This window comes from Nocardia sp. JW2 (assembly GCF_051843015.1).
In the GTDB taxonomy this organism is placed as follows: domain Bacteria; phylum Actinomycetota; class Actinomycetes; order Mycobacteriales; family Mycobacteriaceae; genus Nocardia; species Nocardia coubleae.
Genome location: NZ_JBPXLK010000008.1, coordinates 1 through 14,012 on the forward strand (window position 1 = coordinate 1; position 14,012 = coordinate 14,012).

Consider the following 14,012-nt stretch of genomic DNA (forward strand, 5'->3'; position numbering starts at 1 on the left):
CACCGTCATCGGCCCAGATACTCATGAAGGTCTGCTCGTCCTTCTGATCGATACCGTGGCAGTACTTCGCCATCAGCGTCTTGATCTGCTCCAGGTCGACGACCCACTGGAGCTTTTCCGCCGAGCCGTTTTCGAGATTCACCATCGTTGAGCGAACTTTCGATAGTAGGGATTGGAGGTCGAGATATTTCCGACTACTGGTAAGTGATCACGCCACGGATGTTCGTACCGTCGTGCAGATCTTTGTAACCCTGCGCGACATCATCGAGTGTGTAGGTGCGGGTCACCATGTCGTCGAGGTTCAATGAACCGGCCCTGTACAAGTTGAGTAGCCGTTTGATGTCCCAGTTTCCGTTGGTAGCGCCGAAGAGCGAACCCTGCAGCCGTTTCTGCGACAGCGTCAGATCGTGCAAGGAGATCGGGACCCCGACCGCGTCGTGCTGTCCGATCGCGGTCACGACGACAGTGCCCGCCTTGCGGATCGCCGAGAATGCTTGTGCGACATATTCGGACTTCAGGATGCCAACGGTCACGATCGCCGAATCCGCACCCTGACCATTCGTGAATCGGCGGGCGAGTTCGGTTGCCTCCTCCATCGTGGCCACCGCGTGGGTCGCGCCGAACGTCGCCGCCTTCTCCCGCTTGAACGCGACCGGGTCCACCGCGATGATGTTCTCGGCGCCACCGAATCGCGCGCCTTGCACGGCGCTCGCCCCGATGCCACCGACACCCATGACGATGACGGTGTCACCCGGCTGCACGTCGGCGGAGTTGACCGCCGCGCCCCACCCCGTGCTGACCGCACACCCGACCAGGCATGCTTTGTCCAGCGGAATATCCTTGTCCACCTTGATGACCGAGTCCAGCGACGCTGTCGTGGTGTCGACGAACGTCGAGATTCCGCACAGCTGGCCGACCGGTCGGCCGTCGGGCAGGTGCAACCGGTAGGTGCCGTCGGTCCACCGCGGACCGGCGAGGATTCCCGCGGCGAGATCACACAGATTCGACATCCCCGACGCACACCAGCGACAGTGCCCACAGGACGGAATGGCCGAGAAGACGACATGGTCACCTTCTTCGATTCCCTTGCTGTTGGGGCCGACCTTGGTGACGATTCCGGCGCCCTCGTGCCCGAGGGCGAAAGGACAGCCGGTCAGCGGCGAATCACCTGTCACGTGATGGTCGTCGGAGTGGCACATTCCCGAGGCGACCATTTTCACCTGCAGTTCGTCCGGACGTGGGTCGTCCAATTCCATATCGACGACCTCGAGGGGTCCGGGAGATTCCCAAATAACCGCGCCACGTACCTGCATGATCTACTCCTCGCCTATTCCACTGCTCAACGATCCGGCACTGTTGCCGGTGCGGGATCCCAAAAGCGCTGTGCGACAGCGTCTATCGATCGGAAAGTGTCGAATCAGCCGCCAGTCGCGGCCGGGCTCGCATTCATGTCGGCTGCGACTTTCCGTTGTGACGATGCTAAGAGCAGTGGGACCTACATCACAATCCGGCAAGCGAACGCTGTGGTCCCGGATGCGCATCACCACCCCACGGTGGTATCACCTTCCCGGAACGAGAACCGAGGCGGCGGAGAACAACAGCCCGGTGTTCACCGGCGCGCCGGGGTCGACCTGCAGACTGCCGTCATCGCCGACGCTGTAACTGCGTAGCGCCACGAAGGGCGTTGGCGAGGAGCCGATGATGTCGACAGCGTGGAGCTGGCGTCCGTCGGAGGAGATGAGCACCTGACCAGGCACCGTCGCAGGAGGACCGCCGGGAAACGGTGAGCCGGGAAGCTCGCCCAGTGAGCCGTCCGCCCGCACCGCGTAACCGGTGACGTTGTTGGACAAGGCATTCGGCGTGTAGAGGAACCGGCCGTCCGGGCTGATGGTGAGTCCGTGCGGGGTCGTTCCGGCGGCGAATGGCGACCCCGCCACTTCGCGCAGGCCGCCGTTCGCCTCGATCCGGAACGCCGAGATGTTCGCCGTGAATTCGTTCGAGGTGTACAGAAAATTGCCGTCCGGAGAGATCGTGGGACTCACCGGGCCACCGCCGGACCTGATCTTTTCCCTCGCTTCCGACAGTGAACCGTCGGCGTGCAACTCGAACCGGGTGACCGTGCCGCCGAAGTAGTTGGCCAGATACACGTTGCGGCTGTCGGCCGACACCACCGGCATGGGGACCGGGGCCCCGCCGAGATCACCGAGCGGCCCCGCCGGTACCGAGTGCCCGAGCTCGACAGGCACCCCGTCAGGTCGCACAGCGTAGGAGCGCAGGTTCGCGCCGCCGCTGAGACTGGGACCGGTGGTGAGCACCAGATGGCGGCCGTCAGGGGAAAGATTCATACCGAGCGGCGCCTCCGGCACGGCAACGGGTGTACCGGGCACCGGTGTCAACGAGCCACCGGGGCCGATCGAGAAGACGACGATTTCGGCGGACGGACCTGGCGAAACGGTGTAGAGGAATCGCCCGTCGGGCGAGGCCTTGATCGTCAGCGCACCGAAGCCCGTGTGGATCGGAGTTCCGGCTATTTGTCGAGGCGCGGCTCCCGCCGTGACTTCGTAGCCGATGACATTGCCGGTAGCGGCTCCCGACAGGTACAGGTGGTCGACCACCGCGGCCGGTGCGGCTGCGGCCGATCCGACCAGAAGTGGGGCCAGGAGCGCGGCCACCGCGGCGACCGCGCCGACTCCGGCGCCCCGTCGCCGACGCCGCACCTGGGGCCGAGGGGCGGCCATGTTCTTACGCACAGTTCTCATGATCGGTTCCATTCATCAGCCTGGGCGGAGCGATCGCTTGGACGCGCCGCTCGCCGCGGTAGGCAACACCTCCGCCCCACACCTCGAATACGCAGTGTGGGGCAGAGGTATTCGCCTGATTACCCGCTCGGTGTCACGGGGTTTTGACCATGGTCGGCCCGTCACCGAAGAAGACGCCGGTGTCGACGGCGGGCAGGCTGGACTGCGCGAGGCTGCCGTCCGCGCGGACATCGAAGATGTGCATCCGCGAGGTCACGTTGATCGTCAGCGTATCCGCGGCGTAGAGGTGCTTTTCGTCGTCGCTCAGTGCGACGAGTCCCGGGCCCGAGCCGACCGGAAGAGAATAAGGCGAGTTCGGCAGCGGAGTGAGCGCGCCGTCGGCACCGATCGAGTATCCGGCGACCGAGCCCCCCGCGACCTGCGGTACATAGACGCGGGTTCCGTCTGCGGTGACCACCGCGGCATGCGGCATCGCGCCCGCGGCATACGGCGAGCCCGGCGTCGGAGTCAGTTCACCGTTCGCTCCGATGGCGAACCCGGAGACCTTCCCGCCTTGTTCCTGACTGACATAGACGAAACGGCCGTCCGGGGTGTAGCCGGGATTGACCGGGGCAGCGCCTGCCGCGACCGGCTTGCCGACAACGGTCAGACCACCGTTCGCACCGATCCTGAAGGCGGTGACGGTGCCGTCGAGCACGCTCGTCCAATGCAAGAACCTGCCGGTGGGATCCACCGTCACCATGGGGGCGAGTCCGAGACCTTCGACCTGTGTGGAGGTGAGCGGTGACAGCGCCCCGGTATCGGATATCGCGTAGGAGCTGATCTTGCCGGGCAGGCCGCCTTGGCCGACGAACAACAGTCGCCCGTCCGGGGTGACCGTGGAGGTGGCGATCGGGCCGCCGTTCATCGGGACCTCGGTACCGGGGATCGGGACCATCGAGCCGTCATCGGCGATGCGGTATCCGCTGACCCGCTGCGCACCCACCTGCGTGACGTATACGTTCTTGCTGCCCGGCGCGTTCACCACCGAGAAGATGCCCGGCCCCACGGAGAAGGGCGATCCGGCGACCGCACTGAGCCCTCCGTCCGGCGCGATCCGCAAGACGGATACATCGCCGACGAGTGTGCCCGCCAACGTCAGGAACCGGGAGTTCTGGTCCGGGGAGGCCGACGCGCCCGAAGCCGCACCCACACCGCCAACCAAGACCACCGCGAGTACGGCGGCGGCTTTCCTGATCCGGGCCCCGCTCGGGCTTTGCTGTCTACTGCTGAAAGTCGTCACTGACTTGTCCTAACTGGGCCGTCCATTACGGACAGTAGAATTCACTCTTGCCATCTGCGATGACGGGGAATATTTTCGGGCCGAGAAAGTCCTGGAGATTTCTTTCGCAACGGAAGAGTCTGCCTGCGGAACGTATTCTCACGTGACCGAACATGAACACCGTAACGCGCATCACATTTGGACACAACTGGCAATTCGGAAATTCACGATTCGCCGCTATCGAATCGTGACACCTACCCCGTGACGACTGCCGCCGCCGACTGAAATGCAAGCGATTGCGATTACTCCAATATTGGATTGCGTTCTTTGAGACAAGTCATAAACATCCACTGGCGCATTCGATACGGTTTCGCAGGAATCAAGCACGCTTTCGAAATCGCCAATTGGCGGGGGTTGTGATGCGCGTTACAGTGATACCGTTTCTACTGCCCAACTTCAGGAGCGTGTATTCCATGGCAATCCAGGTGAGTATCGATATGACCGCCAAGCCGGGTCGTTTCGACGATTTGCGCGACTGGTTCATCGCACACATTCCCGGGACCCGGAATTTCGCGGGTAATATCACCGTGGAGATCGCACGAAACCAGGACGAGCCGAATCGGATCTTCTTCGTCGAGAAGTGGAATACACGGGCCGACTTCGAGTCCTACCTCGCCTGGCGCGAGGAGTCCGGCGTGATCGCCGAACTCGTCGAGATGCTCGACGGTGACATCACCTTCCGCTACCACGATTTCATCGGCGTCTGACGCGTGAAGGCTGTTCGCTATTACGGTCGGGGTGACGTCCGATTCGACACAGATGTGCCCGAGCCCGAATTGCGTCCTGGCACCGTCATGGTGGCTCCGGCCTGGACCGGGCTGTGCGGGTCGGATCTGCATCTGTATTTCGAGGGCCCGTTGGTCCCGGTGTCGCCGACCGCCGACAACGCGCATCTGCTGACCGGCGAAACCTTGCCGGTCGTGCTCGGCCACGAGTTCTCCGGTGTGGTCGAGCAGGTCGGTGACGGTGTCACCGGGTTCAACTCCGGTGACTCGGTCGTCGTGGAACCAGTCCTGGGCTGCGGGCACTGTCCGGCCTGTGCGTCGGGCCGATATAACGCGTGTGGCGCGATGGCCTGCCTCGGCATCTCCGGTGGCGGTGGCGGCTTGGCCGAGCGGGTGGTCGTCCCGGTCGAGCGGGTGCACCACATCGGCGACATCCCACTGGACGAAGCCGCGCTGATCGAGCCTCTCTGCGTCGGCTATCACGGTGTGAAGCAATCGGGCGCGAAAGCCGGTGACATCGTCATCGTGGCCGGCGCGGGTCCGGTCGGACTCCTGGCCGCCGCCGCGCTCAAAGGCCTCGGCGCGACGACGATCGTCAGCGAGGTGTCACCGATCCGCCGCAGGACCGCGATCGACACGGGCATCGCCGACTACCTCGTCGACCCCCTCACCGAGTCGCTGATCGACAAGGTCGCCGACATCACCGGTGGCCGGGGCGCCGATATCGCCGTCGATTGCGCGGGTGTGCAATCGGTCCTCGACGATCTGCTCACTGCCGTCAAGGTCGGCGGTGTCGTGGAGATCATCGCCATGTACAACGGTAAACCCGAGATTGATATGGCCACTCTGGTCTTCAAGGAGATCACGGTGCAAGGCTCGGTCGGCTACGCCGACGATCACGCCGAAGTCATCGAACTGGTCCGCGCGGGGAAGATCCCCCTCGCCCCGTTCATCACCTCCCGCATCCGAGCGGAGAACTTCGTCGAAGACGGTCTGGAATACCTGCAAGAACAGAAGGATACTCAGGTGAAAATGATCGTCAGTCTGTAGACAATCGGCTCTGGTTCGGCACCTCGGTGCCGAACCAGAGCCGATGACGGCCGTTCGGAGAAACGCCGCGGCTACTTACCCAGATTCTCCCGGAAGAACGGCACCAGCCGGTCCAGTGCCTGCGAAACATACTTGTCGACGTCGTAGAGATCGACGTGCGTGGCGCCGTCGATTTCGTAGAGCTCGGCATTGTCCCCGGCGGCGGCGACCGCGTTGTCACTGAAGGGCTTGGTCACGGCGGCGGTACCGGCAATCATCAGCAGTGGCCGCGGGGCGATCTTGGCGACGTCGGCGTAAGCGTCGAATTGGTCCAGCTGATCGGCGCTGCGCAGCGCGTACTTGCCGATCGACCGCGGATGCTGGCCGCGAGGCGTCCGGTAGTAGTCGAAGAATTCCGCCACCGAATCCGGTGTCGACTCGTCGACCGAATCCGGCAGCACCGGGACCATCGGGACTTCCTCACCCTTGGCTTCCGCGATCCGGGCCGCCCCGGCACGGGCGACCAGTTCCGCGAAACCTTCGGGATCGGGCTGTTTGAAGAACGCGGCGCCATCTGCCGCACTGACGGTGGCGACGGCCTTCATCCGGTGATCCGTCTGCGCCGCGTAGGGCACGTATCCACCGGAAGCGCAGATCCCGAGCACGCCGATCCGCTCCGGATCGACGTCGTCACGAGTACTCAGGTAGGTGACGGCATTGCGGACGTCCTCGGCGCGCTGGAATGGGTTTTCCAGCCCGCGCGGCTCGCCTTCGCTCTCCCCCTGATACGCGGCATCGAACGCGAGCGTGATGAACCCCTGCTCGGCGAGTGCCTTGGCGTAGATGCTCGACGTCTGCTCTTTCACCCCGGTCAGCGGATGACTGACCACAACAGCGGGGGCTTGGCCGTCCACCGAATCCGGGCTGTAGAGGTGACCGGCGAGCTGAAAACCGCTGCTGTTGAAACGAACATCAGACTTGGTAGGCATGTCTCTCCTCGTCCTCGTTGTTCCGATCCGCAGTTCGGACCGCTGCCTTCATGCTGCGCGCGCAGACGCCCTGCCGACAGGGAGGATTTCTTCCCAGGAGTCTCCCCTGTGGAGAATTGCCGGTAACCGCTACAATCCCAGGAAAATCTTGGGGCGGGGTTGCTTCACGAGTTCGCCTGCTGCTGGTAGCCGACCCTCATCACGAGATCAGTCGGCCCGTAGAACATGAAGCTGCGGATACGCTCACTACGCGGCACTTCCCTGCGCACCGACGGGAATCTCGCCAACAGCATCTCGAGCACCACCCGCAGTTCCAGTCGCGTCAGTGCCGCGCCGGGACACAGATGAGGTCCTCCGCCGAACATCACATACTGGCTCGCGGGGTTCGCTCGCTCCATCACCTTGTCGTCCGGTTCGGCGAAGACCGCTGGATCACGATTGGCCGCCGCCAAACTGATCCACACGGTGTCACCGGCTGCCAGTTTCTTCCCACCGAGTTCCACGTCTTTCGTCACGACCCGAAACAGTCCTTGCAGCGGCGATTCGGTGCGCAGCAGTTCCTCGATGAACGGCCCGACGGCCTCCGGATCCGCCCGCAGCCGATTCCATTCCCGCGGCTCGTCGCACAGGAATTCCATCATCCGCGACAGTGCCGTCGACGAGGTGTCGCTTCCGCCGACCATGGCCAACTGCAGAACCATGAGCAGTTCGTCCCGGCCGAGCGGGTCCGCCGAGGTCGCGTTGTACTCGACGATCCGGCTGATCAGGTCGGTGGTTGGCGATTCCTGTCTCGCCTGCATCTGCTCGTCGAAATAGATGTCGAACCCCAGCCGCACCTCGACCAGTTCACGCACCTGCTCGTCGGTGAGCGGATTGCCGATCATCGAGTTGAAGCCGCGCGTCCACGCCATCATCTGCGGAACCATTGTCGACGGCAGTCCGAGGATGTCGGCGATGACGGTCATGGTGTACGGGGCGGCGAACTCGGTGACGAACTCGGCCCTGCCGCGCAGCGCGAGTTCGTCGACGAATCGTTGCGCGGTGGCCCGTATCCGGGGCTCCCACGAGGCGATGGCGGGGGCGCTCAGCGCGCTGGAGATCAGTTTGCGGTGCTTGGTGTGCTCCGGCGGGTCGGCGAACAACAAGGTCTTGCGCGGGCTCGCACCATAATCGGGTCCGAGCAGCTGTTTGCCGTCGTCGGTCGCGGCCGCGAGATCGATCATGCGCTGCCATTCCGCCGCGGTGGCCGGGCCGAGCATCTCTTTCGTGGAAAATGTTCTCGCGTCCCGCAATACGGCGCAGACATGCCGATGGTCGGTCACGATCCACATGCCCAGCCGGTCGTTGAAGCTCACCGGGTCCTCGCGTCTGGCCTCCGCGAAGTGCGTGTACGGGCATTCGAGCGCCTCCGGTCGCAAACCGAACACCTCTTCATAGGCAGCGGTCATCGACTGCTCCTTTCATCGAGCAGAGTTACAACTGATCCGAGAGCAACTCGATGACGCCGAGCTTGGGCCCGGGTTCGCGGGAGACCGAGTACAGGCAGTTCGCGCACTTGACCACCTCGAACCAGCCGTCCTCGGCGAGGACCGGGTACCGCCGCAGCGCGGCGCTCGAGCACTCGGGACAGGTTCCGGCGACGGGCTCGCGTTCGACCACCAGGGTGGCCTGGGTGGGCCGGGGGAAATGGATGGGCATTGCTACTCCTTGTCGGCGTTCGCGGCACGCAGTGTGGTGGTCGCCTCGGGATCCACGCGCAGGCCCTCGGGGTCGTGGTCGGGATCGCCGAGGATCACGACGCCGTACCGGGCGGCGGCGGCCTCGACCGTGACGTAGCCGTCCCGCACATCGGTTTTCACCGCTTCCGGGTCGCGGGCGAACGGGTCGCCCCATCCGCCGCCGCCGTTGGTCAGATAGCGGAAGGTGGCGCCCGGTTGCGTCGACCAGGTGCGCTGACTGGCGTAATAGGCGTACACCCCGGCGGGGTCGAGCTGGTTGGTCTCCGGATCCATCACTCCCGCAACAGGAGTCGCGTCGCGGTAGGCGGCGGCGGTGTCGGAGACGAAGCCGGGCCGCGCACCGTCCTGACCGAAGATCCACACCCCGCCCTGGACCCCGTCGCCCGCGCCGTGCACGCCGATCCCACTGGGTTTACGGAAGCGGAACGGGGCTACTTGGTGACGGGCCGGGCCGGTCCACAGGATGTCCTTCATGATCGCGGCACCGCCGCGGTGCAAACCGGTACCCGAGGTGTCGGCGGCGTATTCCTTGCGCATCACCATCACGGGGAACTGCGCTTCGATGCCCTCGGTCGCCGGGCTGATGATGTTGATGAGGTACGGGCAGACGTGGCCCTCACCGTCGGCGTGCCGGTCGGCTCCCACGGGTCCCGTTTCCGCACCGGCCACCGCCGATGCGGCCCACGGTGTGCCGCCGGCGGTGACCCCGAAGGCGTTGTGCACGTTGTTGGAACCGCAGTCACCTCCGACTGCCCGCTCTCCCAACGCATCTCGTAGCGCATCGATCAGGGCGGTCATCACCGTGTTGGCGACCTCCCAGTAGAAGAAGATCGCGCCGTCCGGCGGCAGCGCGCTGGCGATGGTGCCCGGCGGGATGACGATGTCGATATTGCGGAACGAACCCGAGGTGAAGTGTCCCAGCGGATCCAGCAGCACCTTCAGTCCGACACCGACAGCGGTCTTCGCGTCAAGCGCGCCCGCGTTGATCGCCGTCCTGGCCTGCCGCGAGGAGCCGCTGAAGTCGGCCTCGACGCGGTCGCCGCGCTTCACCACTTTCACCCGCACGAGGTATTCCTCGTCGGCGGCCTCGGCGTCGGCATCGATGCTCGCGGTGCCCTCGTAGTCGCCGTCGGGCAGCGTGGCGATCGCGAGCCGCATCCGTTCCGCCGTTGTGTCACAGAGGTATTCGAGGGTGCCGAGGTAGGCGTCGAGCCCGTAGCGGTCGATGCTCTCGACGATCAGCGACTCACCGAAGCGGCAGCAACTGTGGATCGTCTTGTAATCGGGCAACTGGATCTCGCCGAAGCGGGAATTGTCGAAGATGAGCGTGAACGTCTCGCGCACCGGCTCTTCGGCGTGAAAAAGCAGTCGCGGGCCGATGAGCAGCCCGGTTTCGTAGATATTGCGCTTGTTGGTGTCGAAACCACCCGGGGTGATGCCGCCGATGTCGATGACGTGCGCGCGCAACACCATGAAGCTCACCACGCGCCCGCTGTGAAAGACCGGACGGATGAAGCAGACGTCGTTGGCGTGGTTGCCGACCCGGCTCGGATCGTTGCAGATCAGCAGGTCGCCCGGGGCCAGCCGGTCCACGCCGTACTCCTCGACGGCCGCGCGGACACCGTCCTGGAGGGTACCGAGGAACACGGTGAGACCGTTGGTCGCGGCGACCATCCGGTAGTTCTGCTCCGGTGGGCCGAGCACCGCGCAGACGTAGTCCATCGCCAGCGCGATGATCGGGGAGAACGCCCGGTGCAGCAATCCGGTGGCCACGTGCTGGGCGGCGGCGCGCAGGCGGTTGGACAGCACCGAGGCGGTGAAGGGATCGGTGTCGTAGCGCGCGAGGAACTCCGCGTCGGAAAGGTCTCGCAGCAGCGTCGGTTCGACGGTCGGCGTGGTCATCGGATCACTCCTGATTCTCGGTGCCCGCACGGGTGATGACGATCTCGCCGGCCGCGCCGACGGTCGCCACCTGCCCTCGGTGGACATAAGTGGTACACAGCGGTTCGCGGATCACCGCGGGGCCGGACAGCGAATCGCCCAGCAGGAGATCGGCGCGTTCGTATTCGCCTGCCTCGAGTCCGTCGGCCTCGAGGTAGCGCAACGTGATGGTGCGACGGGGTCGAGGTTCGCCGCCGTCGGTGCGGGCAGGTGGTGCCGGATAGTCGACCTTGTCGGTCGGTACCACCGCGTTGAGCCGGTAGGTCACGCCGAGCACCGGGTTCGCCGGGAACCTGTTGCCCGACTTCTGCTCGTAGTGGTCGTGGAAGTTGGTGATCATCTGCTCGACGGCGGCGGCGGTGATCGGACCGGAGGGCACCGGGACGAACGGGGTGTCCCACACCTGGCCCATCAACTGCCCGTCGAACGTGCGCACGAATTCGGCGCGCTCGGCGTCGGCACCGAGCGTCTCGCGCATCGCGGCTTCCATCCGGGCGTAGATCTCGTCGATCTCCGCCGCCGCGTCCGGGGTGAGCAGCCGGTAGGCGCTGCGTTTGTCCGCGTGCACCTGATCGGTGCTCACCAGCCCGAGCGCGGAGAACAACCCCGGATACGGTGGCACGATCACGCTACGCAGCGGCATCTGATCCAGCAGGGCGGGCAACATCATCGGACCGGCGGCGCCGAAGGCGACCAGCGAGTACTCGCGCGGGTCGACGCCGTTCTTGACGACGACATCGGTGATCCCCTCGGCCACATTGTTCAACGCCATCTGGTAGGCGAAGCGCACCCGGTCCTCGAAAACGAACCGGGAATCCAGGTGTTCGAATGCCTGCCGGGACAACTCCGGATCGAGACGAGACCGCCCGCCCGCGAAACGCTCGCCGTCCAGAATGCCGATGAGCAGGAAGATGTCAGTTGTGGTCGGTTCTGTGCCGCCGCGTCCGTAACAGGCCGGGCCGGGGTCCGCGCCCGCGCTCTCGGGGCCGACTCGCAGTTCACCCAGCGAGGAGACGCGCACCAGGCTGCCCCCACCCGCGCCGACGCTGACTACTTCGTTGGACAGCGTGCTGATCACCAGGTCGTGTTCGAGCTCGAAAGAGGTCTTGACCACGGGCTGGTGACCGGTGACCACACTGATGTCGCACGATGTGCCACCGACATCGGCACACAGCAGGTTGGGCTCGGCGATCGTGCGGCCCAGGTGCGCGCAGGCCATGGTGCCCGCCGCCGGGCCGGAGAACAGGATGCGCGAGGGCTGCGCCATCGCGACATCGACCGGGGCCAGCGTCGCCGCGCAGTCGGCGAAGTTGAGGTCACCACGAAAGCCCAACTCCGCCAGGCCTTTCTGCAAGCGCTCGGAGTAGGTCCCGTAGATGATCTTGCAGAGCACGTCGACTGTGGTGGTCGAGGCACGCGCGTATTCGAGCGCCAGTGGCGATACCTCGCTCGAGATCGAGCACGGGATATCGCCGAGGACCTCGCGCACCAACTCGCGAAGCCGCCGCTCGTGCGCCCCGTCGACATAGGCGTTGAGCAGACAGATCGCCACACCCTCGATGTCGCAGCGGCGCAACACTTCCAGCTCGGTGCGCGCCTGGTCCTCGTTCAGCTCCACGACCACCGCACCGGCCGCGGACAGCCGCTCCTCGATGCCCCGGCGCAGGTAGCGCGGGACGATCGGTCTGCCACTGACGTCACTGAAGCTGCGTCGCCAGCCGGGATCGGTGTTGGCCTCGGCGGGCCGCAGGGCCCGCGCCATGTCGAGCATGTCCCGGTGGCCGAAGGTGGTAAGAAATCCGATCTTCGGGAGTTTTCGGGTGATGATCGCGTTCAGGCCGTGCGTACTGGCGTGATTGAACGCGTCGACATCTGCCACCACCGCTTCCGCCGCACCCTCGAGCACCCCTTTATAGGTGTCGGTCATATTGGTCGGGACTTTGATCGTTTCGATTTTCCCGTCCGTCACCCGAACGATATCGGTGAATGTCCCTCCCACGTCGACGCCGATCATGCTTTTCATCACGAACCTCCTGGAAAATGACATTGTTCGACGCGGGCACGCGAAGGACCTGGAATCGACTGTCGGATGCCTGCGATCGGGCAGATGGCCGGGGGCGAGGGGCGCCTTTCCCGTTGCGACGATCGTAGGAGCAGTGAGACGTGTGACACAATCCAGGAACCGGCCCCCACCATCCCGGAAACGCATGCCACGGTCACGCCGAACGCTCACATGGCTGGATGCGCAGATATATAATGCTGCAACACTCGTTCGCGCTCGAGTCGGACAATGCAGTCCAGCGCGGGCAAGGGAGGTTGACAGTGCCCGATCTTGACACCGAATCGAGGGAAAACCTCGCGGTCAGCTTCAGATCGACCGATCGAGAAGCCGCGCACGACCAGCTGACCAAAACGTTCGCCGAGCACGTCCTGCAGATCGATGGCGAACACGATCTGGATTTCCGGTTGGACGTCGTGCCGTCCCAGCAGTTCCTCATGAGCCGCATCCAGTTCGGCGCCGCGGTCGGTTTCGAGGCGCCACCGATGCAGTCCTGCTATCAGATCAACATCCCGATCGACGGTTCGGCCAACCTCACCCAGGGCAACGAGCGACGAGCCGTCGAGGCCGGGTCGGGTGGGCTGGCCATGCGCCCGGGCGAACCCCTCCTGCTGCGCTGGGACGCGCGGACATCGCAATACGCGATCAAACTCCCACGAGCGTCGATCGAAGCGCACGCGGCGAAGCTCGCGGGCCTGCCCGCCGGTGAGAACATCGAATTCGACCTGTCGTTCGACCTCACCACCGGCGCGGGTCGAGCACTGGTCGCGACCGCCGACTTCACCTACGCCGAACTCGCCAGGCCGGGCGGCGTGGTCGCGCTGCCGTGGGCGAGACGCGAACTCGAATCGGTCTTCATGAGCCAATTGCTGTGGGTGATCCCCAATCAGCTCACCGCCCTGCTCAATCGCACCGACGGCGATTCCCGGCACGCCAGAATTCGCGAGGTGATCGACCACATCGATCGCCACCCCGATCTGCAACTGACCGTCGCCGACCTCACCGAGCTCGCCGGAGTCGGACCCCGTGCGCTGCAAACCGGCTTTCGCCAGGTCGTCGGCGTCTCCCCCACCGCGTATGTGCGTGGTGTCCGACTGGACCGCGTGCACCAGGACCTCGTCAACGGCCGCGGCTCGGTCACCGACATCGCCGCGCGGTGGGGCTTCTACCATCCCGGCCATTTCGCCCGGCACTACCGCACTCGGTTCGGCATGACGCCGTCGGAAACGCTGCGGCGAAGCATGTGACACCGGCCGGACTGGTTCCGAAGAGCCACCGTATGGGCCGAACGCCGCATCCATCTCGCCAGTGCCCGCGGGCGCGAATTCAGCCCGGCCGCAAAGGTTCCCATGGAGCAGTTGCTGACCCGCCCGATCGATGAGGACGAGCTGAGGTCGGGTCGGTGAGTAGGGCAGAAAGGGCTCGCCGGCCCTACTCGCCGTGCAGACGG

The 14,012-nt window shown here is 64.9% G+C and carries 11 protein-coding genes; 3 read left to right on the plus strand and 8 right to left on the minus strand.

Translation table 11 applies throughout. The annotated features are described in order from the left end of the window. Nucleotides 1-194 precede the first annotated feature (194 nt). The 3 genes from ACSVDM_RS13490 to ACSVDM_RS13500 form a co-directional block, all read right to left on the minus strand. Nucleotides 195-1,313: an NDMA-dependent alcohol dehydrogenase gene (locus tag ACSVDM_RS13490; RefSeq protein WP_439265125.1), complete on the minus strand. Its 1,119-nt coding sequence runs from the start codon at nucleotides 1,311-1,313 to the stop codon at nucleotides 195-197. A 246-nt stretch (nucleotides 1,314-1,559) separates the two neighbouring features. Then, nucleotides 1,560-2,759: a lactonase family protein gene (locus ACSVDM_RS13495; RefSeq protein WP_439265127.1), complete on the minus strand. Its 1,200-nt coding sequence runs from the start codon at nucleotides 2,757-2,759 to the stop codon at nucleotides 1,560-1,562. 133 nt (nucleotides 2,760-2,892) lie between these two features. Then, complete coding sequence (locus tag ACSVDM_RS13500) at nucleotides 2,893-4,041, minus strand: beta-propeller fold lactonase family protein (protein WP_439265129.1); 1,149 nt, start codon at nucleotides 4,039-4,041, stop codon at nucleotides 2,893-2,895. Nucleotides 4,042-4,493: 452 nt separating this feature from the next. Here ACSVDM_RS13500 and ACSVDM_RS13505 point away from each other — a divergent pair, with 452 nt between their 5' ends. After that, complete coding sequence (locus tag ACSVDM_RS13505; protein WP_439265131.1) at nucleotides 4,494-4,787, plus strand: putative quinol monooxygenase; 294 nt, start codon at nucleotides 4,494-4,496, stop codon at nucleotides 4,785-4,787. A 54-nt stretch (nucleotides 4,788-4,841) separates the two neighbouring features. Further along, entirely contained in the window at nucleotides 4,842-5,855 is a 1,014-nt protein-coding gene (locus ACSVDM_RS13510) for an alcohol dehydrogenase catalytic domain-containing protein (protein ID WP_439265133.1), read from the plus strand. Nucleotides 5,856-5,926: 71 nt separating this feature from the next. Here ACSVDM_RS13510 and ACSVDM_RS13515 read toward each other — a convergent pair whose 3' ends face one another. The 5 genes from ACSVDM_RS13515 to ACSVDM_RS13535 form a co-directional block, all read right to left on the minus strand. Then, nucleotides 5,927-6,823: an alpha/beta hydrolase gene (locus tag ACSVDM_RS13515; RefSeq protein ID WP_439265135.1), complete on the minus strand. Its 897-nt coding sequence runs from the start codon at nucleotides 6,821-6,823 to the stop codon at nucleotides 5,927-5,929. Between the two features lie 164 nt (nucleotides 6,824-6,987). Next, entirely contained in the window at nucleotides 6,988-8,271 is a 1,284-nt protein-coding gene (locus ACSVDM_RS13520; RefSeq protein ID WP_439265137.1) for a cytochrome P450, read from the minus strand. A gap of 25 nt (nucleotides 8,272-8,296) precedes the next feature. Then, nucleotides 8,297-8,521, minus strand: a complete 225-nt coding sequence (locus ACSVDM_RS13525) for a hypothetical protein (RefSeq protein WP_439265139.1) — start codon at nucleotides 8,519-8,521, stop codon at nucleotides 8,297-8,299. A gap of 2 nt (nucleotides 8,522-8,523) precedes the next feature. Then, a complete protein-coding gene (locus tag ACSVDM_RS13530) occupies nucleotides 8,524-10,464 on the minus strand; it encodes a hydantoinase B/oxoprolinase family protein (RefSeq protein ID WP_439265141.1) in 1,941 nt (646 codons plus the stop codon). A gap of 4 nt (nucleotides 10,465-10,468) precedes the next feature. After that, nucleotides 10,469-12,526: a hydantoinase/oxoprolinase family protein gene (locus ACSVDM_RS13535; protein ID WP_439265143.1), complete on the minus strand. Its 2,058-nt coding sequence runs from the start codon at nucleotides 12,524-12,526 to the stop codon at nucleotides 10,469-10,471. A gap of 299 nt (nucleotides 12,527-12,825) precedes the next feature. Here ACSVDM_RS13535 and ACSVDM_RS13540 point away from each other — a divergent pair, with 299 nt between their 5' ends. Then, complete coding sequence (locus tag ACSVDM_RS13540) at nucleotides 12,826-13,809, plus strand: AraC family transcriptional regulator (protein WP_439265145.1); 984 nt, start codon at nucleotides 12,826-12,828, stop codon at nucleotides 13,807-13,809. Nucleotides 13,810-14,012 lie beyond the last annotated feature (203 nt).